Here is a 20,299-nt window from a genome sequence, read left to right on the forward strand (position 1 = left end):
GCACACCAATGCAAACGAACGGAATAACAGATGAGCACCACAGTTAGCAGGGACACCGAAGCAGACGTCGTCGTCGTCGGGTCAGGCGCAGGAGGCCTGTCCGCTGCGGTCACCAGCGCCTACCACGGACTGAAGGTGGTGGTGGTGGAACGGGCAGAGGTTCTTGGGGGCGCCACCTCCCATTCCGGCGGTTGGGCATGGGCTCCGGGCAACCCCCTGGCGAAGGCCGACGGCGTCCAGGAGGACCGCGAAGAATTCCGCACCTACCTCCGCAACGTCCTGGGGCAGGACTACGACGCCGAGCGGATCGACGCGTTTCTGGAAGCGGCGCCGCATATGGTGGGCTTTTTCCATAACCGCACCTCGCTCCAGTTCACACCGGGCACGCGGATCAACGACATCTACGGATCGTTGCCGGGAGCGGGCACCGGACACCGCTCCGTCGCTCCGGCGCCCTTCAACGCCCGGAACGTAAAGCCTGGGCTGCGCAGCAAGATGCGGCACCAGCTCTACGCGACCAGTTTCCTGGGTATGGGGATCATGGCCGGTCCTGACCTGACCAAGTTCTTGTCGGCGTCCCGCGGCAACCCGGCCGGCCTGCTCCATGCGGCAAGGCGGGTGACCGCCCACCTGGTGGGCCTCGCCCTGCACCGCAGGAACATGCAGCTGGTCAACGGTACGGCGCTAACCGCCCGGCTCCTCAAATCCGCGGACGACTTGGGCGTGGACATCCGCGTCGCGACGACCGCGGAAAAACTGCTGACGGACAGCGCCGGCCAAGTTACCGGACTCCGGGTGCGCGGCACAGGCGGCAGCTACACGATCACTGCGCGCCGGGGCGTCGTTCTTGCAACAGGAGGGTTTCCCAGCAACACCGGGTACCGCGCCAAGCTCTTCCCGAAAACTCCTACCGGGGTTGAACACTGGACTCTGGCACCCCCCGAGGCAGACGGCTCGGGCCTGGACCTGGCACTGGATGCCGGTGCACGGTTCGTAACGCAGGTTGCCTCACCCGCGGCCTGGTGCCCGGTCTCCCTGGTCAAGTATCCCAACGGCAAGCAGGGTGTGTTCCCACACATCATGGACCGTGCCAAACCCGGCAGCATTGGGGTGCTGGCGTCCGGGAAGCGGTTCGTGAATGAGGCGAACGGTTACTGGGACTACGTCGACGCGATGATCAAGGCGACCGATGAGGGCGACACCGTCCAGTCCTGGCAGATAGCCGATTCGCGCTTCGTGCGCCGTTACCCGCTGGGCATGGCCAAGCCTCTGCCCGTGCCGCTTTTCCCGTACCTGCGCAGCGGGTACCTCGTCCGGGGCAGGACGCTCCACGAGCTGGCGGCAAAATGCGGCATTGACCCTGATGCCCTGGCCAAGACGGTGGAGGAGTTCAACAGCAACGCCCGCCGCGGCGTCGATCCTGAATTCGGGCGCGGTGAGACCCCGTTCAACCGTTCCGGAGGAGATCCGAAAACCCGTCCCAACCCCACGCTCGCCCCCCTGGAGAGGGGCCCCTTCTACGCCGTCAGGGTGCTGCCAGGCAGTTTCGGTACTTTCGCCGGCCTCGCGGTGGACGCTTCCGCCCGAGTGCTCACCGAAGCCGGTTCGCCCATCAAGGGGCTCTACGCAGCGGGCAACGACCAGGCCAGCGTCATGGGCGGCCACTATCCCGCAGGCGGCATCAACCTCGGCCCCGCACTAACCTTCGGCTACGTCGCGGGACGCGACCTTGCCGGGGCAACAACCTACGAAGACGACGGGACACCCGTCACGGCCAGTTCCAGCACACCAACAACAGATTCCCAGGAGTTCCAGCCATGAACACGTATGCCGTCACCTACACCTACTCAGCCGAATCCGCAGCTCAGCGTGACGCCGTTCGTCCGAAACACGTCGAGTTCCTGCAGGCACTGTTCGACTCGGGCAGGCTGCTGGTCAGCGGACCGCTGGATGCAGGTACCGGTGCCCTCCTGGTCATCCAGGCGACCGACGAGGCTGAAGCAGCCGCGGTGATGGACGGCGACCCGTTCGCCCAGTCCGGGCTGGTATCGGAGCGCAGGATCAGCCACTGGAACATCTTTTTCGGAAGGGACAAGCTTCAGGTCCCTGCGGGCGCCCGGGGATAGGGCGGGCATGCTGCGAGCCCATACCGTCAGACGGCGGACGATCGAGCTGCGCGACGAGGACCCACCTGCGCTTATACCGGGGCACGCGCTGGTCCGGGTACACCAGGTGGCCCTGTGCGGGACCGACCTGCACATCTGGGACGACGATTATCCGACCGAACTGCCGCTGGTCCAGGGACACGAGTTCACCGGGCGGATCGAAGCCATTGACCAGGCGGCCGGCTCGGAGCTGGCGGTGGGAAGCGCCGTCGCGGTTAGTCCTATGGTTTACTGCGGGAGCTGCGGGCCGTGCCTCGGCGGGCGCCCCAACGTTTGCGAATCGATCTCCTGCCTGGGGTGCTACGAAGACGGAGCCCTTACGGAGGTCATCAGCGTTCCAGTATCGAAGCTTCACCCTGTGCCCGAGGGCATGCCACTGCGGCTGGCGGTGCTGGGCGAACCGGGATCGATTGCGATGCAGGCTGTGAACCGCGGCAGACCCGAAGCAGGGGAGACGGCCATGGTTTTCGGCTGCGGGCCAATCGGGCTGCTGACGACGCTTTTCCTGACCGAGCTCGGCGTCAACGTTATAACTTCTGACCTGGTACCGGCCAAGCTCGAAATGTCCCGGAAATTCGGAGCAGTGGCCACGATGCTGGCCGGCTCCGGGCCATTTCCGGATTCCTCTCAGCGCAAGGAGCTCGAATCCTGGTGCCGGATGTCCGGACCCACCCTGCTCATCGAAGCGACCGGTGCGGCGGCGTCGTTCGAGAACGCGCTTACCCTGGCAGCACCGACGGCACGGATTGTCCAGGTGGGTATCTCCACTGCAACTGCGGCACTGTCCATGCGGACGGTCCCGTTCAAGGAACTGGACATCCTCGGCAGCAGGAACAGCGTAAACCTCATCCCTGCCGCCCTGGCGGCCCTAAACCGGCATCAGGACCTGGCCGAAGATCTGATTACCCATACCTTCGACTTGGCCGCGGTTCAGGAAGCCTTCGAAACCATGCTTGATCCGGCCCAGGGTGCAGGGAAGATCGTCATCAGCATGCCCGTGCCTGAGCCGGCGTCCCAGCCCGGAGAACGCGCCGGCGCACACGCCGGTACACATGCCGGCCGACACTTGGAGAACTGACACATGGGACCTATGGAAGCTCCTGTCACCACGAACCCTGCCGATCTGGCGTCCGCCTACGACGTCGTGGTGATGGGGTCCGGTGCAGCTGGCCTCACCGCCTCTGTCCGGGCAGCCTACGGCGGTGCCTCCGTGCTGGTGCTTGAGAAGGCAGGTCTGCTGGGCGGCACCACTTCTGCGGGCGGCGGCGTTATTTGGGCACCCAACAACCATTTATCCCGCACCGCGGGATTCGAGGATTCCCGGGATGCGGGCATCAGCTATCTGCGGGAAGCAGCAGGCCACGCCATGCCGCAGGATGACATTGAGTGGTTCGTTGAGACCGCAGCGGACGTCATTGGGTTCCTGGACCGCCACACCCGCGTCCGCCTGGCTCCGCTGGCCCGTCCGGACTACCACCTGGAATGGGACGGTGCCGCAGCCGGAGGCCGGAGCCTGGATAACCTGCCGTTCTCAGATGAAGACCACCCGGGACTCGCAGCACTGCTGCGGCCGTCAACGTACTTCCCGCTGCTCACCATGATTGAACGGGACAACCTCAACGGCCGGGCGCCGGACCCGCAGCTGCTGCGCAGCCGCGCCGATGAAGGCATCCGGACCATGGGTGGGGCCCTGGCGGGGTCCCTGGCCGCCACCGCCATTGATCTGGGAGTGCGTCTTGCCGTTCAGGCGCCGGTGACAGGCCTGTCCCGTTCCGGCAGTGGATGGAACGTGGAGATCGCCGGCCGGGCGGAAGCAATCCGGGCCGGCGCCGTCGTCGTAGCCTCCGGTGGATTCGAGTTCAACGCGGATATGCGCGCAGCATTCCTTCCCCTGCCGGTCACGCCGATCGGTGCCCCGTCAAATGAGGGCGACGGGCTCGAACTGGCGCTCGCTGCCGGCGCTGCAGTCCGGGACATGACGGCGATGTGGGGAGTCCCGGTGATAACTCCGCCGGGCGCACGGTATGACGGTCAGCCCACAGGGCGGATGGCGAACGTTGAAATGACGCTGCCGGGTTCCATCACCGTCAATGCCGCCGGCCGGCGCTTCGTCAACGAAGCGCTGAACTACCACGACGCCGCACGGGTCTTCGCCAATACCGATCCGGGGAGCACACGCCAGCAGAACAATCCGGCGTGGCTCGTTTTCGACGCAGACTTTCACGCGAAATATCCGGTGGCGGGGTCGGTGCCAGGTGTGGCGCAGGATTGGATGAACGGGTCGGCCAGCCTCCAGGAACTGGCTGAAAAGACAGGAATCGACGCTGCCGGATTGGCTGAGACGGTGCGGTTCTTCAACAGTGATGCCCGGCAGGGCATAGATACCTTGTACGGCCGTGGAGCAAGCGAACAGGACCGGCACCTGGGCGACCGGTCGAACCTGCCCAACCCCTGCCTTTCCCCGCTGGACAGGCCGCCGTTCTATGCAGTCCGCGTGCACGCAGGGATGCTGGGAACCTCCGGCGGGCTGGCGGTCAGCCAGCACGGACAGGTCCTGGGCTGGGACGGCTCTCCCATCACCGGCCTGTACGCGGCGGGCAACGCAGCAGCTGGGGTTTTCCGCAACCACTACCCGGGCGGAGGGGCGACGCTGGGATCTGCCGTCACCCGTGCCTATGCCGCGGCCCGCCACCTCTGCGGAGACACCGCATGATCCCGGAGCCGGTGTCCCCGCCGCCCCACCTGCAGATATGGCCTGGCCGGTTCGCCGGCAGGGTTGTCCTGGTGACCGGTGCCGGCGGAGGGCTGGGATCAGAGGCAGCCATCAGGCTGTGGGCCGAGGGAGCATGCGTCGTGGCCACAGATGTCACGGCACCGGCCGGGGGTGCACCAGGCGCCGGAGAGTCCCTTGGGCTGGATGTCACGGACCCGGACCAGTGGAATCAGGTGCTCCGGCACATCATGAACCGTTTCGGTCGGCTGGACGGCGCTCTGTTCTGCCACGGAGTCCAGGGCCCGGAAGCTCCGGTGAAGGACGTGCCGCACGTGGGGTGGAACCGCACACTGGAGATCAACCTGACAGGCTGTTTCTACGGCCTGCAGGCGGTGATCCCGCACATGCAAGCCGCCGGATACGGCCGGATCGCCATGCTGGCCTCGATCGCCGGGAGGGAAGGGAACGAGAACATGTCGGCCTATTCCGTCTCCAAAGCGGGTCTGATTGCCCTGGCCAAGTCGGCGGCCAAGGAAACCGCCCCCGCAGGCATTTCCATCAACTGTGTTGCCCCGTCGATGTTCGCGACGCCGCTGCTAAAGGACCTGAGTCCCGAACGCAATGCGTCACTGCTCGCCAGGGTGCCAATGCGCAGAGTGGGGTATCCGGCGGAATTCGCGGCCTTGGCAGCCTGGCTGCTCTCTCCCGAATGCAGCTACATGACGGGGCAGACACTGGACCTCAGCGGAGGCCGAAACACTGCCTGAAGAATGAGCCCGGCGGGGCAGCGGGGCCCGACCTCGTCGCGCAGCCACCTAAACTTCCACCGCACCAGCATCTAGCGGGCAGCGCCGCCCCTAGCCGGTCCTACTGTGGACACCGGAGAGGCATGGTGCCAGATTGGGCGCATGGAACCCGCCGAACCGTCCGCACTGACGGACTACCTGGCTTCCCTGGACCACCCGATGCGCTCGTCGGTCCAGAAGCTGCGTGAAGCTATCCTGTCCGTGGACCCGCGGATCCGGGAAAACGTCAAATGGCATTCGCCGAATTTCTTCCTGCGCGACGACTTCGCCACGTTCAACCTCAACCGGCCCCAGGCCGTTCAGGTCGTTTTGCACACGGGCGCCAAACCCAAGCCTGAGCACCGCGAAATCACCGTGGCCGATCCGCGGAAGGTGCTTCGCTGGGCCGGACGGAACCGGGGAGTCATTACCTTCCCCAGCCGCGCTGCCGCGGACGCGGGACTGGAGGACTTCACCGACGTCGTCCGGCAGTGGGTTTCCCAGCTGGAATAGGACCTAGACCTCCGGAACCACCGCTTTCGGCGTGCGCTCCGGGGAGCGGACCGGCAGCAGTGCCAGCAGGCCCAGCAGCAGGACCAGCAGGATGCCGATGATGCCGTACCGCTGCGCACCGAAGATGGTGATGAACAGGGCAAAGAGCGACGGCGCCAGGAAACTCACTGCCCTGCCCGTGGTGGCATAGAGGCCAAAGAGTTCGCCCTCCTCGCCGTCGGGGGCCAGCCGTGCCAGGAACGCCCGGGACGCCGACTGCGCCGGGCCAACGAACAGGCACAGGGCCAGGCCGAAGATCCAGAACGTGGTGTCGCCGGTCCAGCTGAGTCCGAACATGCTGACATCGTCCGCGCCCAGCACGGCGATGGCAGATCCGGCCAGCAAGAGGCCGGTCAGGGCGCCGACGATCACGGGTTTGGGACCAATGCGGTCGTCCAGGAAACCGCCCGCAAAGGAGCCTGCCGCCGCCACGATGTTGCCGAAGATGGCGAACATGATCACCTGGGGCAGTTCCCAGCCGAACGTTCCGGCCGCGATGACACCGCCGAAGGTGAATACCGCTGCCAGCCCGTCACGGAAAACGGCTGAGGCGAGGAGGAAGAAGATCGTGTGGGGGCTGGTCTTGTAGATGGCCTTGACCCGGCGGAAGAGCAGTCCGTAGGACGCGATGAAGCCAATCTTGGCGGCCTTGGTGCGGGGCACTTCCGGCACGGTAAAGAAGATCGGAAGGGAGAACAGCAGGAACCACACAGCTGAGAAAACGGCGACGGCCCGGATATTCTGGCCGTTCTCGGACGTGACCCCGAACCATCCGATGTCGGGGTTGATAAAGCCGACCAGGACCAGGGCAAGCGCGGCGATGCCGCCGACGTACCCCATAGCCCACCCGAAGCCGCTGACCTTGCCAATCGTGGCCGGGGTGGAGACCTGCTTGAGCATGGCGAAGTAGTTCACGTTGGCGAATTCGAAGAACACGTTGGCCAGGGCGATGAGGGCCACCCCAACGAGCAGGAAGTTTTCACTCGGGTAGACGAAGAAACACAGTCCTGTCGCCACACACACAGCAAGGGTGTTGAGCGCCAGCCACAGCTTCCGCCGTCCGCCGGCGTCGGAGCGCTGCCCGGTCACGGGAGCAAGGACGGCCACCACGACGCCCGCGGCGGCAAGGCCTGCGCCCAGGACTGCCGATGCGTGATCCTTGCCGCCGAACGGAGCCGACGTCAGGTACACGGTAAAGACGAAGGTCGTCATCACAGCGTTGAAGGCTGCGGATCCCCAGTCCCACGAGGCCCAGGCCCAAACCTCCCGCCGTCGAAGGCGGGCAGGGGGACCGGGATGATGCCCCGGTGTGATGTGCGCGGTAGTTGATGCCATGGTCCAGATGCTAGCCCGCCCAAGCGGCGTGAGGCGGGCAGGCGCGGTCGAAACGCGTAACCGTGACACACCCCCGAATGGGCTGAGGGCGTATGCCATGGGTAGAATAAACAAGACCCTTCGCCCGCATCGTTGATAACTAAAGCTGTGTTCTGACCTGCAAACCCCCAGAGAACCCGGGAGATCTACGTGCTACTTGTGCTCACCGTCTTGTTTACGGTGGCATTGGTGGCGCCGTTATTCTTCCGGTGGTTCGGCAGGTCCGCCTTTTACATCCTGGCCGCAGTTCCCGCAGTGGCGTTCCTGTGGCTGATGGCAACGTTCAGCCGCTATACCGGGGCGGACCAGACCCTCGCTTCCGGCGCTCCCAACGCGCCGCCGTCGGTCATCATCCCCTGGATTCCCGACCTCCGGGTGGAGCTGGCCTTCCGCATGGACGCGCTCTCAGCCGTCCTTTCCATCCTCATCCTCGGCGTCGGCTCGCTGGTCCTGTTCTACTGCGCCAGGTACTTCCGTCCCGAAGATCCGAAGATGGGCAGCTTCGGTGCCCAGTTGCTGGCCTTTGCCGCAGCCATGTTCGGTCTGGTCACAGCCGATGACCTGATTCTGCTGTTCATCTTCTGGGAACTGACCACCATCCTCTCCTACCTGCTCATCGGCTACGCGGCGCACCGGCTTTCGGCCCGCCGTGCCGCCCTGCAGGCGCTGATCGTTACGACGTTCGGCGGCCTGGCCATGCTCGTGGGCATGATCATGCTCGGCTCCGCGGCGGGAACGTACCGGATCTCCGAGATCATGTCGCAGGCGCCGCAGCTGGCGGCGAGCGGCGTGATTGTCGACGTCGCGGTGGTCCTGCTGCTCCTTGGCGCAGTTTCCAAGTCGGCCCTGTTCCCCTTCCATTTCTGGCTTCCGGCCGCCATGGCTGCCCCGACGCCGGTCAGCGCGTACCTGCACGCCGCGGCCATGGTGAAGGCCGGTATCTATCTGGTGGCGCGCCTGGCTCCCGGGTTCTCGGACACCATGTACTGGTCTGCCGTGGTCTCCATCCTTGGCCTGGCGACCCTGCTCCTGGGCGGCTGGCGTGCGCTGCGCCAGCACGACCTCAAGCTCATGCTGGCCTACGGAACTGTCAGCCAGCTCGGCTTCCTGACCCTTGTGGTGGGACTGGGCAACCGGGAAGCGGCGCTGGCGGGCATTGGCCTGCTGGTGGCCCATGGCTTCTTCAAGGCCACACTGTTCCTGGTCGTGGGAATCATCGACCATCAGGCAGGCACCCGCGATATCCGCAAGCTGTCCGGCGTAGGGCGCTCCGCTCCGCTGCTGGCCGTTGTCGCCGCGATCGGCGCAGCCTCCATGGCGGGCCTGCCTCCGCTGCTCGGATTCGTGGCGAAGGAATCCGTTTACGAAACGTATGTGCACTTCGCCCAGAAGCAGGGAACCGTCACTGCCTGGGTCCTGCTGATCGGCGTCGTCGCCGGCGCAGTCCTGACCTTTGCCTACAGCTGCCGGTTTGTCTGGGGCGGGTTCGCGACGAAAGCCAGCTGCAAACCCACGCCGTTCAAGACCGTGCCGTGGCCCTTCCTGGCGCCGCCGGCCCTGCTCGCCGCCGCCACCGTGTTCTTCGGCCTGTGGCCGAAGCCGCTGGACACGATCATCACCCCGTACGCCGACCTCTATCCGCTCGAGGGCGAGGCAACACACCTTGCCCTGTGGCACGGGTTTACCTTGGCGCTCGGCCTGACCGGCGTGACCATCCTCCTCGGGCTGCTGCTTTTCTGGCAGCGCGTCCGGGTAGAGAAACTCCAGGCACGCACCGCCAGCCCGCTGGACGCCGAGCGGTCCTACCGCGGACTGATCGGCATCCTGGACGACGTCGCCGTCTGGGTCACCGGCCGTACGCAGCGAGGCTCCCTGACCTTCTACCTGTTCGTGATCCTCAGCATGGCGATCGTCAGCCCGCTCTCCGCCGTGGTGCTGCGCGACGCACCCATGCCTGAAGAGTTCCACTGGTTCGATTCCCCGCTGCAGGCCGTCATCGGCGCCGCCGCGGTGATCGGAGCGGTGGGAGCCGCCCGCGCCAACAAGCGTTTCCTGGCCGTGCTCATGGTCAGTGTCTCCGGTTACTCCATTGCGCTCCTGTTCGCGCTCCAGGGGGCACCGGACCTGGCCCTGACCCAGATGCTCGTGGAAACCATTGTCCTGGTGGCCTTTGTCCTGGCGCTGCGCTCACTGCCCGCCCGGCTCTGGAAGCGGGAACCCACCGGCCAGCGGCTGATGCGAGCCCTGCTCGGCATCGCCTTCGGCGGCGCCATGGTGGTCTTCGCCATGTCCGCGATGGCCTCCCGCGTTGCCGAACCCATTTCACTGGCCTACCCGGAGCTGGCGTACAAGGGCGGCGGCGGCCTGAACATTGTCAACGTGACCCTGGTGGACATCAGGGCCTGGGACACGTTCGGTGAAATCTCCGTGCTGGCCATGGCCGCGACAGGCGTGGCATCACTGATCTTCATCCGCGGCCGCGGTGACAAGCGCCGCCGTGCCGATGAGGTCGCCACCGGTTCAGTGGACCGCGGACGCGAGCACTTTGGCTCATCTGACCGTGAGGCGGCGACGCTGGCGCTGGCCCGGAAGTTCTCCTCCGTTTCCCGGGAAGCCTGGCTTGTGGCAGGACGGACCCTTGCCCCGGAACGCCGGTCCATCATCTTCGAAGTCATTACGCGCCTGCTGTTCCACTCAGTGATCATTTTCTCGATCTACCTGCTGCTGGCTGGGCACAACCTGCCCGGCGGCGGCTTCGCCGGCGGCCTGATGGCAGGGCTGGCCCTGACCATCCGCTACCTCGCCGGCGGGCGCTTCGAACTCGCCGAAGCCACTCCGGTGAGCGCCGGCATGCTGCTCGGCGGCGGACTGGGACTTGCCGCGCTTTCGGCCGCCGCACCGCTGTTCTTCGGCGGGCAGATCCTGCAGAGCGCCATCATCGAGTTCACGTGGCCGGTCTTCGGCGACATCAAGTTCGTGACCTCAACCATCTTCGACATCGGCGTGTACCTGGTGGTGGTCGGCCTGGTGCTGGACGTGCTGCGCAGCCTCGGCTCGGAGATCGATGAACGCAGCGAAGGCGGATCCTCGGACGACGAGGACTTCATTGAACCCGAACCGGAACTGCAGGATGTGGAAGGAGTGACCCGATGAGCGTCAACATCACGCTGCTGCTGATCATGGGCGCCCTGTTCGCAGCCGGCATCTACCTTGTGCTCGAACGCAGCCTGACCCGGGTGGTGCTGGGCCTGGCCATGATGACCAACGCCACGAACATCCTGCTGCTGGCCACGGGCGGCTACCAGGGCCTGGCTCCGCTGTTCAGCGCGGAGATTCCGGCGGAAGATTACAGCGATCCCCTTCCGCAGGCGTTCATCCTCACGTCAATCGTCATCTCCTTCTCCGTGACGGCCTTTATGCTCGGCATCATTTACCGGTCCTGGGTCCTGGGACGCCAGGACGAGGTCCAGGACGATATCGAAGACCGCCGCGTGGCCAGCCAGAGCAGCTACGACGCCGAGGACGACGCCGATGTCCCCGAGGACACCACAGAGTTCACCCCGGCTGAGGAAGCTGAAGAAGCTCCCGGCTCGCAGCGCGGGCAGGGTTCCGCAAGTGCAGGAGAGGCAAAACGATGAATGCTTCCAGTTTTGCCCCGCTCGCCGTCGTCCTGCCCTTCATGGGTGCGGCGCTGGCCTTCATCCTGATCCGGCACCAGCGCTCCCAGCGGATCGTGAGCGTTACCGTGCTGACGCTGACGCTGCTGCTGGAATGCCTGCTCCTGGGCGCCGTCTGGGAAACCGGGGCCCAGGCAGTGAACCTGGGCGGGTGGCTGCCGCCGTTTGGCATCACGATGGTGGTGGACCAGTTCTCCGCACTGATGCTGGTGGTCTCCACGGCGATCAGCCTCGCGGTGCTCATCTATGCTGCAGGCCAGGGCATGACGGACGGGGACGAAGACGGCCCCATCTCGATCTTCCATCCCACGTACCTGATCCTGGTAGCCGGGGTCTCCAACGCCTTCCTGGCCGGTGACCTCTTCAACCTGTATGTCGGCTTCGAAATCCTGCTGACGGCAAGCTACGTGCTGATGACCCTCGGCGGCACAACGCCCAGAATCAGGGCCGGCGTCACCTACGTCGTCGTCAGTGTCATTTCCTCGGTGCTGTTCCTGATCGCCATCGCCATGATCTACGCGGCCACCGGCACAGTAAACATGGCAGACCTCGCGATCAAGCTCGGCGAACTGGATCCAGGCACCCAGATGATGCTGCATCTGATGCTGCTCGTGGCGTTTGGCATCAAGGCAGCTGTGTTCCCGCTGTCCTTCTGGCTGCCCGACTCCTATCCCACGGCTCCCGCGCCGGTCACCGCAGTGTTCGCCGGCCTGCTGACCAAGGTGGGCGTCTACGCGATGGTCCGCACCGAAACCCTGCTGTTCCCGGGGGACAGAATCAATACGCTGCTGATGATCGTCGCCGGGCTGACCATGCTGGTTGGCATCCTGGGTGCGCTCGCGCAGACGGATATCAAGCGAATGCTCTCCTTCACGCTGGTGAGCCACATCGGCTACATGGTCTTCGGACTGGCAGTCTCCTCAGTGGTGGGCATCGGTGCAGCCGTGTTTTACGTGGTCCACCACATCACCGTCCAGACGAGCCTGTTCCTGGTTACCGGCCTGATTGAGCGCCGCGGCGGAACGGCCAACATGGACCGACTGGGCGGACTGGCCAGGCTTTCACCGCTGCTGGCCGTCCTGTACTTTGTCCCGGCCATCAACCTTGCCGGCATTCCGCCGTTCTCCGGCTTCCTCGGGAAACTGGGACTCATGCAGGCCGGTGTGGAACTGGGGACGCCTCTCGCGTACATCCTGGTGGCTGCCAGCGTGCTGACCTCCCTGCTGACGCTGCTGGTCATGGCCAGGGTGTGGAACCGTGCGTTCTGGCGTACCCCCGAGGATGCCGTGCACCCTGACCCGATCCTGCTGGCGACGACGACTGACGGCAGCGTTGTCCGCGATTCGGGCAACGTCCGCGATCACTCGAGCGGGCGCTTCGCCGGCCGGTCCACCGTGAACCTGCTGCCGCGCACCATGGTCTACCCCACGGTGGGACTGGTAGCGCTGGGCGTATCCCTGACCATCCTTGCCGGCCCGCTCTTCTCACTCAGCGACCGGGCCGCCCAGGACCTGCTGGACCGGACACCGTACATCGAAGCAGTCTTCGGCGAAGGGACCGCACCGTGACCAAAAAAGCACGCATGCGTTCCCATCCGCGGATTCCGCTGCTCAAGGAATTGCCGCTGATCATCTGGCTGGTCCTGCTGTGGGGTGCCCTCTGGCAGGACTTCAGCGCGGGCAACCTGCTCTTCGGTGCAATCATCGCGTTCGTAGTGACGAACATTTTCTACCTGCCGCCGGTGGAGCTCAGCGGACGCTTCAACATCCTCTATGTGCTGGGATTCGGCGTTCGCTTTCTCTACAAGCTCGTCAAAGCCAGCGTCCATGTCATGTGGCTGGCCATAGCGCACGGGCCGAACATCAAGAACGCCGTGGTGGCCGTGAAACTGCGCAGCCACTCGGATTTGCTGGTGACTGCCACCGGGCACGCTCTTTCGCTCATCCCAGGCTCGCTGGTAGTCGAGGTGGACCGGTCCACGTCCACCCTGTACCTGCACTGCCTGGGAGTGGCCACGCAGGAAGCCGCTGAAAAGATCCGTGACGACGTCCGATCCACCGAGTCCTGGCTGATCCGCGCGATTGGAACCAAAGAAGACCTCTCGCTGGTACGGGCGGAGCAAAAGGACCTGCGGGAACTGCGGAACGGGGAGGTCAGCCGATGACTGCCGGAATCATTGTCGTGGCGGCACTCATGCTGGCGGTGGCCGCCGGCGGAGCGATCTTCCGCATCATCCGCGGGCCGTCCATCCTGGACCGGGTGCTGGCCGCAGACGTGCTGCTGGCCATCGTGGGCGGTGCACTCGTCATTGACATGGTGGTAAACCGCAACGTGGACTATCTGGCGCTCCTGATCGCGATTTCCCTGATCGGTTTCATCGGCTCCGTGACCGTTGCCCGCTTCGTGACGGACCGGAGGTAGCCATGAGCGAAACAGTGATTGACGTGATCGTGGCGGTCCTGCTGCTGGGCGGGGCCACCATGTCCCTGGCCGCCGCAATCGGCCTGATGCGTTTCCCGGACCTGATGAGCCGGATGCACGCTGCCTCCAAGCCCCAGGTCCTGGGACTGCTGCTGTTCCTCCTGGCCATGGCCGTTGAACTCGGCAGCTGGATCTTCGTGCCGGTGCTGGCCCTGTGCTGGATTTTCCAGCTCCTCACTGCGCCGGTCTCCGCCCACATGGTGGGACGGGCCGGGTACCGCACCAAGCACCTTCGTCCCGAGCTGCTCACCATCGACGAGCTGGACGACGTCGTCGAGCGTGCCCAGCAGCTGATGTTCGAGGCCGCGAACGAGCCGGCCGACGACTCAGGCGATGATGACCCGACGACCGGCGGCTCACCGGAGCGCGAAAGCGACGGAAGCTACTACACCGGGGACCTGAACGATGAGGAACTGGCCCGGGCGCGTGCCGCGGCTGAGAAACCAACACCGCCCGGGCGCAGCCGCGAGGGCTGACGCGGGGAGGTACGTCCCCCGAGATGACAGAAACTGCCCGTATGAGTGCTCATACGGGCAGTTTCTGTCATCTCGGTGAGGAGGAAACGGGTTAGACGACCTCGGGCGTGCGCTGGTACCGGGCGATGGCCCGCTGCGTGCCGCGGTTCGTCAGTACGCGGATAACCTGGCTGACGGCCCCGGAGACCAGGGCGAAGATGACGGCCGAGCGCAGGCTGGCGTCCAGTGCGCCGTCCTTGTCCTTGGGGGGTTCATTGCCTGTGGCCTTGGTCCAGACGAAGTCCAGGAGTTTTGCCGAAGCCAGGCCCGCGCCAATGCTGACGCCGGTTCCCAGCAGTTTCAGGATCAGGTTCATGAGTACTCCTTGGCGTTGTACGTTGGTGTTGGTCCTACGCTACCCGCCGCTGCCCTAAAACGCTGACGGGCACCGTGTACAGTGGACCTCGCATACACACGACAGGGGAGCGCAGCTTTCCGCGGATCCGGGAAACCGGAGGGCGGAATCCGGGCGCTGAGAGTGCGGATCAAGCCGCAGACCCTCGAACCTGCTCCGGTTAGTACCGGCGAAGGGAGTCGAGATCTCAGGGGTGTGCCGCCGCAGCTGCGGCGGCTTTCCCTCCCCTCCTGAAAACAGGAGGAACCTTTCCATGCAGCACACACTTCCACCCACCCGAAGCCGCTGGTCCTGGCGCGTGGTGGACATCGTTGTCGCCTCGGTTGTCGCCGTCGCCGTCGGCGTCGTCTTCTGGGCCTGGTCGCTGGCCTACGGCGGCGTTGAAGCCATTGTCCTGGCCTTCCCGCCGATTGGCGGACTGTACACCGGCGGCTGGCTGATTGCCGGCGTCCTGGGCGCCCTGATCATCCGCAAGCCAGGGGCAGCCCTGTACTGCGAGGTCCTTGCTTCAGCGGTGTCCGGAGTCCTGGGAACCCAGTTCGGCCTCTCCGTGCTGCTCTCCGGCGCGATCCAGGGGCTGGGTGCCGAGCTGGTCTTCCTGCTCTTTATGTATAAGAAGTTCAACCTTCCCGTCGCCCTGCTGGCGGGCCTGGTCTCCGGAGTCTTCCTGGGCGTCAGCGAATCCATCCTCTACAAGCCCGAATGGGCTTTCCAGTGGCAGGCACTGTACGTGCTCTTCGCAGCAGTCTCCGGACTGGTCCTCGCGGGGCTCCTGTCTTGGCTGGCGGTCCGGTCGCTGGCACGCACCGGGGCGCTTTCTGCCTTCGCAGCCGGCCGCACCGCGGACGCCTAGCGATGGTTTCCCGAACGGCTCCAGCCGCGGTGACAGCGGCACAATGGGGCTGGCGTCATGCCGGGCGCAGGTCACCCGCCGTCGCCGGGGTGGACTTCCAGATCCAGCCCGGGGAGCGGGTCCTGCTGCTCGGCGCTTCCGGCGCCGGGAAATCCACGCTGCTCCACGCCCTCGCCGGTGTGCTGGGTGAGGATACCGGCGGCGCCGAGACAGGAACCCTGACGCTCGACGGTGTCCATCCGCAGGCCGCACGCGGCCGTGCCGGGCTGCTGCTGCAGGACCCGGATGCACAGATTGTGCTGTCCCGCGTGGGGGATGAAGTGGCCTTCGGGGCGGAGAACCTGGGCATTGCGCGCAACGAGATCTGGGAACGCGTCCACACCGCGCTCGAAGACGTTGGCCTCAACGTTTCGCTGGACCATTCCACGGCAGCGCTTTCCGGCGGACAAAAGCAACGCTTGGCCCTGGCATCGATCCTCACCATGCAGCCGGGCCTGCTGCTCCTCGATGAGCCCACCGCAAACCTGGACCCCGATGGCGTACTGGAAATCCGGGACGCCGTCGCCCGCGTGCTGAACCGCACCGGTGCCACACTGATCGTGGTGGAGCACAGGGTCGCAGTCTGGGCGGATGTGGTGGACCGGGTGATAGTGCTCGACGCCGGCGGGGGACTGCTGGCCGACGGGCCGCCCGCCACGGTGCTCACGGGTGCGGAAACCCGCTCCCGGCTGGCAACTGCCGGGGTGTGGCTCCCCGGCGCGGATCCTGTCTTCCCGCCGCCCCCGCCGCCGAACCCCCGGGCAGCGGAGCTGCTCACGGCACGGGGCATGGACGTTGCCCGCCAGCCCAAGGGACCGGCCGTGCTTTCAGGCGTAGAGGTAACGCTCAGGGCCGGAACCGCCCTGGGCATCACGGGACCGAACGGCGCCGGAAAATCCACCCTGGCGCTCACACTGGGCGGGCTGCTCCGTCCCCGCAGCGGGGAGCTTGCGGCGTCCCCTGCCCTCGCCCGCGAAGCAGGGTCTGTCCCGTCCGGCTGGAAGTCCGCGCAGCTGGTGACCCGCATCGGTACCGTGTTCCAGGAACCGGAACACCAGTTCCTCACCGGCTCCGTGCGGGACGAACTGGCGTTCGGCCCCCGCCGGGCCGGGCTCCCGGAAGCCGAAGGCCTGCGGCGGGCAGACCGTCTTGCCGAGCGGCTGGGACTGGAAAAGCTGCTTACGGTCAATCCCTTTACGCTCTCGGGCGGCGAGAAACGGCGGCTGTCCGTGGCCACCATGCTGGCCACGGCTCCGGACATCCTGATCCTGGACGAACCCACCTTCGGACAGGACGCCAACACCTGGCGGGAACTCGTCACGCTGCTCGCGGAGCAGCGGGACGAGCACGGATGCACGGTGGTTTCAGTAACCCACGACGCCGAGTTCACCGCCGCGCTGGGCGGTGGGCTCCTGCAGGTGGCGAACGGCCGGGTGAGCGACGTTCCGCAGCCTGAAGAGCTCCGGACCGGCAGTGAAACCAGCAGCGGCCCTGGCCGCGGCGCCGGGGGAGGAGCCGCATGAGTGCCACAGTGCTGCGCCCCCGGGAGCAGGCACGTCCGGGCGGACGCACCTCACGGCTGTCGGCAGCGAATCCGCTCTCGACGCTGGGCGCCGCGGTTGCCGTGACGGCCGCGGTACTGCTGACCGTGGACTGGGTCAGCGCCACTGTTGTCCTCGCCGGAGAGCTGGCCTTGTTGCCGCTGCTGCGGATTGGCCCCTGGACCCTGGTGAAACGGATGTGGCCGCTGCTCATTGCCGCCGCCATCGGGGCATGGGGGACAGCTCTGCTCGCGGAGAAAACCGGTGAGGTTCTGCTCGACGCCGGCCCGCTGCTTTTCACCACCGACTCGGTGACGGCCGGAATCGCCATCGGGCTGCGTGGACTGGCCATCGCCCTTCCCGGTATCTTCCTGCTGGTCTCCACCGATCCAACGGACCTGGCGGATGCGCTGGCCCAGCGGCTGCGCCTGCCCTCCCGGTTCGTCCTGGGTGCGCTGGCCGCGATGCGGCTGGTGGGCCTGCTCGTCCAGGAATGGCGCACGCTGGGACTGGCCAGGCACGCCAGGGGAGCCGACGCCGCGAGCTCCCCGCTGGGACGGTTCCGGAACTTCCTGGGCCAGGGTCTGGCACTGCTGGTCCAGGCCATCCGCCGGGCGACGCGCCTGGCCGTGGCGATGGAAGCCCGCGGGTTCGGCAGCGGGACGCGGACCTGGGCCCGGACGTCCACGTTCAGCCGCATCGATGCTTGGGTACTGGCCTACGGCGTCGGGCTCGCAGCAGCGGCCGTGGCCGCCGCGGTGGGAGCCGGGACGTTCAACTTCATCCTTAGCTAGGACGGCTAAAGGACGGTTTCCACCAGGGCAGCGAGTTCGGCTGTGAGCGAGGGGCTCACCGCGATGGGTTCGGCGTTGATCGACTTCACCGGTGCCAGGAGGCGGATGCTGGAGACCAGCCACACGCCGTCGGCCTGGTGGAGGTGCACAGGCTCCAACGGGCCGTAGCCCAGCTGCCAGCCGGCGCTTGCAGCGGCCTTGAAGAGCGCGCCCTGCGTGGTGCCGGGGAGGATCCCGCTCTCCAGCTCCGGCGTCAGGAGGGTCTTGATGCCGTCCTGGACCGTGGCCAGGACAACCGTGGAGGTGGGACCTTCGAGGACTTTTCCGTCCGAAGACGTGAAGATTACGTCGTCGGCGCCGTGTCCGCGGGCGTAGCGGATGGCGGCCATGTTGACCGCATAGGACAGCGTCTTGGAACCCAGCAGCAGCCACGGGGCGTGCTCGGCAACCGTGCTGTCATAGCCGCGGTCCAGCAGGAGCACGTCCAGCCCTTCTTCCCGCTGCCGGGCGCTGGAGGCGGGGACGGGGGAGGCCTGGACCCAGGCGGTTGGCTGGTCCGCGCCTTCGGGGCCGCGGGTCAGGATCAGCTTCACCACGGCCTGCGGTTCCCCGTGCAGGCGGCCGAACTCGGCAAGGGCCGTGGAGATGGCGGGTTCCCACTGCTCCGGAGCGGGGAACGGAAGTTCCAGCGCCGCTGCGGAGGCCGCCATCCGGTCCAGGTGCATGGACACTTTCCGCGGCTTGCCGTCCACCGCCAGCATCGATTCGAAGACACCGTCTCCGCGGGTGGCCCCGAGGTCGGTTGCCAGCAGCTGGGGAACGGAAGCATCGGCAACGCGGCCGGAGGGGAACGCGGGGTCCAGGAACACCAAAACAGTCATGTGCCAAGCCTAGTGCCGCGCGGGAACACGTTCCGCGGCACCCTTCCGACTAGGCTGAAGATATTTGGGTTGGCGGGAGGGATAAGACAACGTGTGGTGGACAGTTAGTGCTCCAGCCTGGCTGGCCACTGCGCTGACCGTGCTGGACTTCGGCATCCGGATTGTTGCGCTCGGCGTTGTCCCGGGCAACCGGAGGCCCACGACGGCGATGGCTTGGCTGCTCTGCATCTTCTTCCTCCCGGTTCCGGGCATCATCCTGTTTTCCCTCTTCGGCAACCACAGGCTGTCCGAGCAGCGGGTGCAGCGGCAAACGGAAATCAGCAAGGCGGTGCGTGAGAACACGGGAGAACTCGACGCGGAGACCAGCTCCTATTCCGGGCCGGAGTGGGTGCTCTCCGCCGTCGAACTGAACCGGAGGCTGGGATCCTTCCCCAGCCTGGACGGTAACAACGTGGAACTCCAGCGCGACTATGAAGAGTCGATCCGCCAAATGACCGAGGCGGTCCGCGGTGCCTCCCGCTACGTCCACGTCGAGTTCTACATCATGAGCTACGACGCCGTCACCCACGAGTTCTTTGCCGCGCTCAAGGACGCAGCCGCGCGCGGGGTCACCGTCCGCCTGCTGTTCGACCATATTGGAACGCTGCGGGTGAAGGGTTACCGGAAGCTTCTCAAGGAGCTCGAAGACAGCAAAATCCTGTGGCGCCGCATGCTGCCCATCCAGCCGCTGCGCGGCCATTGGCGGCGCCCGGACCTCCGCAACCACCGAAAGATCCTGGTGGTGGACGGCGTGATCGGCTTCACCGGCTCGCAGAACCTGGTGGAGCCGGGCTACCGCAAGCCGAGAAACCACCGGATCGGGCGCAATTGGGTGGAACTCATGAGCCGGCTCGAAGGCCCGGTGGTGGATGAAATCAACGTTGTGTTTGCCACCGACTGGAACATGGAAACGGATGAGAACCTCGAACAGGAACTGAGCCTGTACGAGTGGACCTCAAAGCCCGGCGACATCACCTGCCAGGTGGTTCCGTCCGGACCCGGATTCACGACCGAAAACAACCTCCGCCTGTTCACGTCGCTGCTGTATTCGGCGTCGGAGCGGATCTCCATCACCAGCCCGTACTTCGTGCCGGATGATTCCCTCCTCTATGCCATTACGACGGCGGCGCAGCGCGGCGTCCAGGTGGAGCTGTTCGTCTCCGAGCGCGGCGACCAGTTCCTGGTGGACCATGCCCAGCGCTCCTACTACGAAGGACTGCTGGAAGCCGGTATCCGGATCTGGCAGTACCCTGCTCCGCTGGTCCTGCACGCCAAGCACTTCACCGTGGACAGCGACGTCGCCGTCCTGGGGTCCTCCAACATGGATATGCGCTCCTTCTCGCTGAACCTGGAGGTCTCCATGATGATGTTCGGCGGGGACATCGTGGAAAAGATGCGGAAGATCGAAGACACGTACAGGTCCCTGTCCAAGGAACTGATCCTGGACGAGTGGAAGAACCGTCCCGTCTGGCAGCGCTACGTGGACAACGTCGCCAGGCTGACGGCGACGCTGCAGTAACGCGCTGGTCCTCCGG

18 protein-coding genes, 1 pseudogene and 1 riboswitch are annotated in these 20,299 nt (G+C 65.8%); of the genes and pseudogenes, 16 read left to right on the forward strand and 3 right to left on the reverse strand.

The window, feature by feature from the left end:
• Positions 1–30 precede the first annotated feature (30 nt).
• From TVB01_RS01160 to TVB01_RS01185, 6 genes are all read left to right on the forward strand, one after another.
• Positions 31–1,821 carry an FAD-dependent oxidoreductase gene (locus tag TVB01_RS01160; RefSeq protein WP_422453464.1) on the forward strand — a complete coding sequence of 597 codons (1,791 nt, stop codon included), beginning with the start codon at positions 31–33 and terminating at the stop codon, positions 1,819–1,821.
• Positions 1,818–2,126, forward strand: a complete 309-nt coding sequence (locus TVB01_RS01165) for a YciI family protein (RefSeq protein WP_422453465.1) — start codon at positions 1,818–1,820, stop codon at positions 2,124–2,126. The genes TVB01_RS01160 and TVB01_RS01165 overlap by 4 nt, the downstream gene beginning before the upstream one ends.
• A gap of 7 nt (positions 2,127–2,133) precedes the next feature.
• Positions 2,134–3,243 (forward strand): alcohol dehydrogenase catalytic domain-containing protein, encoded by a 1,110-nt coding sequence (locus TVB01_RS01170; RefSeq protein ID WP_422453467.1) that lies wholly within the window; start codon positions 2,134–2,136, stop codon positions 3,241–3,243.
• Positions 3,244–3,246: 3 nt separating this feature from the next.
• Positions 3,247–4,878, forward strand: a complete 1,632-nt coding sequence (locus TVB01_RS01175; protein ID WP_422453469.1) for an FAD-dependent oxidoreductase — start codon at positions 3,247–3,249, stop codon at positions 4,876–4,878.
• Positions 4,875–5,645, forward strand: coding sequence for an SDR family NAD(P)-dependent oxidoreductase (locus TVB01_RS01180; protein ID WP_422453471.1), 771 nt, complete (start codon positions 4,875–4,877; stop codon positions 5,643–5,645). Before TVB01_RS01175 ends, TVB01_RS01180 begins: the two co-directional genes overlap by 4 nt.
• Positions 5,646–5,786: 141 nt before the next feature.
• The gene (locus tag TVB01_RS01185; protein WP_422453473.1) at positions 5,787–6,176 is read left to right on the forward strand and encodes a DUF1801 domain-containing protein; all 390 of its coding nucleotides are present in this window, start codon (positions 5,787–5,789) and stop codon (positions 6,174–6,176) included.
• Between the two features lie 3 nt (positions 6,177–6,179).
• Here the strand turns inward: TVB01_RS01185 and TVB01_RS01190 are convergent, their stop codons facing one another.
• Positions 6,180–7,550 carry an MFS transporter gene (locus TVB01_RS01190; RefSeq protein WP_422453475.1) on the reverse strand — a complete coding sequence of 457 codons (1,371 nt, stop codon included), beginning with the start codon at positions 7,548–7,550 and terminating at the stop codon, positions 6,180–6,182.
• A 189-nt stretch (positions 7,551–7,739) separates the two neighbouring features.
• Here TVB01_RS01190 and TVB01_RS01195 point away from each other — a divergent pair, with 189 nt between their 5' ends.
• From TVB01_RS01195 to mnhG, 6 genes and pseudogenes are all read left to right on the forward strand, one after another.
• Entirely contained in the window at positions 7,740–10,742 is a 3,003-nt protein-coding gene (locus TVB01_RS01195; RefSeq protein ID WP_422453477.1) for a Na+/H+ antiporter subunit A, read from the forward strand.
• Complete coding sequence (locus TVB01_RS01200; RefSeq protein WP_422453478.1) at positions 10,739–11,227, forward strand: Na(+)/H(+) antiporter subunit C; 489 nt, start codon at positions 10,739–10,741, stop codon at positions 11,225–11,227. The genes TVB01_RS01195 and TVB01_RS01200 overlap by 4 nt, the downstream gene beginning before the upstream one ends.
• Positions 11,224–12,834, forward strand: a complete 1,611-nt coding sequence (locus TVB01_RS01205; protein ID WP_422453480.1) for a Na+/H+ antiporter subunit D — start codon at positions 11,224–11,226, stop codon at positions 12,832–12,834. The genes TVB01_RS01200 and TVB01_RS01205 overlap by 4 nt, the downstream gene beginning before the upstream one ends.
• 14 nt (positions 12,835–12,848) lie before the next feature.
• A complete protein-coding gene (locus TVB01_RS01210) occupies positions 12,849–13,430 on the forward strand; it encodes a Na+/H+ antiporter subunit E (protein ID WP_422453602.1) in 582 nt (193 codons plus the stop codon).
• On the forward strand, positions 13,427–13,687 hold the full coding sequence (locus tag TVB01_RS01215) for a monovalent cation/H+ antiporter complex subunit F (RefSeq protein WP_422453481.1): 261 nt from the start codon (positions 13,427–13,429) through the stop codon (positions 13,685–13,687). The genes TVB01_RS01210 and TVB01_RS01215 overlap by 4 nt, the downstream gene beginning before the upstream one ends.
• 2 nt (positions 13,688–13,689) lie before the next feature.
• Positions 13,690–14,079: pseudogene (gene mnhG, locus TVB01_RS01220) on the forward strand (monovalent cation/H(+) antiporter subunit G); the annotation flags it as partial.
• A 235-nt stretch (positions 14,080–14,314) separates the two neighbouring features.
• Here the strand turns inward: mnhG and TVB01_RS01225 are convergent.
• Entirely contained in the window at positions 14,315–14,578 is a 264-nt protein-coding gene (locus TVB01_RS01225; protein WP_422453483.1) for a DUF4235 domain-containing protein, read from the reverse strand.
• Positions 14,579–14,671: 93 nt separating this feature from the next.
• Positions 14,672–14,812: riboswitch (TPP riboswitch) on the forward strand.
• 58 nt (positions 14,813–14,870) lie between these two features.
• On the opposite strand from TVB01_RS01225, the gene TVB01_RS01230 reads away from it, so the two are divergent.
• From TVB01_RS01230 to TVB01_RS01240, 3 genes are read left to right on the forward strand one after another with little or no spacing between them, the layout of a single operon-like run.
• Positions 14,871–15,470, forward strand: a complete 600-nt coding sequence (locus TVB01_RS01230) for an ECF transporter S component (protein WP_227894024.1) — start codon at positions 14,871–14,873, stop codon at positions 15,468–15,470.
• 2 nt (positions 15,471–15,472) lie between these two features.
• Positions 15,473–17,032, forward strand: coding sequence for an ABC transporter ATP-binding protein (locus tag TVB01_RS01235; protein ID WP_422453484.1), 1,560 nt, complete (start codon positions 15,473–15,475; stop codon positions 17,030–17,032).
• Positions 17,029–17,844, forward strand: coding sequence for an energy-coupling factor transporter transmembrane component T family protein (locus TVB01_RS01240; RefSeq protein ID WP_422453485.1), 816 nt, complete (start codon positions 17,029–17,031; stop codon positions 17,842–17,844). The genes TVB01_RS01235 and TVB01_RS01240 overlap by 4 nt, the downstream gene beginning before the upstream one ends.
• A 5-nt stretch (positions 17,845–17,849) precedes the next feature.
• On the opposite strand, the gene TVB01_RS01245 is transcribed toward TVB01_RS01240, so the two are convergent.
• Positions 17,850–18,725, reverse strand: a complete 876-nt coding sequence (locus tag TVB01_RS01245) for an aminodeoxychorismate lyase (RefSeq protein ID WP_422453487.1) — start codon at positions 18,723–18,725, stop codon at positions 17,850–17,852.
• 91 nt (positions 18,726–18,816) lie between these two features.
• Between TVB01_RS01245 and cls the strand changes: the two genes are divergently transcribed.
• Positions 18,817–20,283 carry a cardiolipin synthase gene (gene cls, locus TVB01_RS01250; protein WP_422453489.1) on the forward strand — a complete coding sequence of 489 codons (1,467 nt, stop codon included), beginning with the start codon at positions 18,817–18,819 and terminating at the stop codon, positions 20,281–20,283.
• Positions 20,284–20,299 lie beyond the last annotated feature (16 nt).

Origin of the sequence: Arthrobacter sp. 7Tela_A1, from assembly GCF_049311065.1 — a bacterium.
GTDB lineage: Bacteria > Actinomycetota > Actinomycetes > Actinomycetales > Micrococcaceae > Arthrobacter_B.

Bases quoted from the DNA above. Each gene is read 5' to 3' on its own strand.
- TVB01_RS01160 (WP_422453464.1), top strand. From the start codon at position 31: ATGAGCACCACAGTTAGCAGGGACACCGAAGCAGACGTCGTCGTCGTC.
- TVB01_RS01165 (WP_422453465.1), top strand. From the start codon at position 1,818: ATGAACACGTATGCCGTCACCTACACCTACTCAGCCGAATCCGCAGCT.
- TVB01_RS01170 (WP_422453467.1), top strand. From the start codon at position 2,134: ATGCTGCGAGCCCATACCGTCAGACGGCGGACGATCGAGCTGCGCGAC.
- TVB01_RS01175 (WP_422453469.1), top strand. From the start codon at position 3,247: ATGGGACCTATGGAAGCTCCTGTCACCACGAACCCTGCCGATCTGGCG.
- TVB01_RS01180 (WP_422453471.1), top strand. From the start codon at position 4,875: ATGATCCCGGAGCCGGTGTCCCCGCCGCCCCACCTGCAGATATGGCCT.
- TVB01_RS01185 (WP_422453473.1), top strand. From the start codon at position 5,787: ATGGAACCCGCCGAACCGTCCGCACTGACGGACTACCTGGCTTCCCTG.
- TVB01_RS01190 (WP_422453475.1), bottom strand. From the start codon at position 7,550: ATGGCATCAACTACCGCGCACATCACACCGGGGCATCATCCCGGTCCC.
- TVB01_RS01200 (WP_422453478.1), top strand. From the start codon at position 10,739: ATGAGCGTCAACATCACGCTGCTGCTGATCATGGGCGCCCTGTTCGCA.
- TVB01_RS01205 (WP_422453480.1), top strand. From the start codon at position 11,224: ATGAATGCTTCCAGTTTTGCCCCGCTCGCCGTCGTCCTGCCCTTCATG.
- TVB01_RS01210 (WP_422453602.1), top strand. From the start codon at position 12,849: ATGCGTTCCCATCCGCGGATTCCGCTGCTCAAGGAATTGCCGCTGATC.
- TVB01_RS01215 (WP_422453481.1), top strand. From the start codon at position 13,427: ATGACTGCCGGAATCATTGTCGTGGCGGCACTCATGCTGGCGGTGGCC.
- TVB01_RS01225 (WP_422453483.1), bottom strand. From the start codon at position 14,578: ATGAACCTGATCCTGAAACTGCTGGGAACCGGCGTCAGCATTGGCGCG.
- TVB01_RS01230 (WP_227894024.1), top strand. From the start codon at position 14,871: ATGCAGCACACACTTCCACCCACCCGAAGCCGCTGGTCCTGGCGCGTG.
- TVB01_RS01235 (WP_422453484.1), top strand. From the start codon at position 15,473: ATGGTTTCCCGAACGGCTCCAGCCGCGGTGACAGCGGCACAATGGGGC.
- TVB01_RS01240 (WP_422453485.1), top strand. From the start codon at position 17,029: ATGAGTGCCACAGTGCTGCGCCCCCGGGAGCAGGCACGTCCGGGCGGA.
- TVB01_RS01245 (WP_422453487.1), bottom strand. From the start codon at position 18,725: ATGACTGTTTTGGTGTTCCTGGACCCCGCGTTCCCCTCCGGCCGCGTT.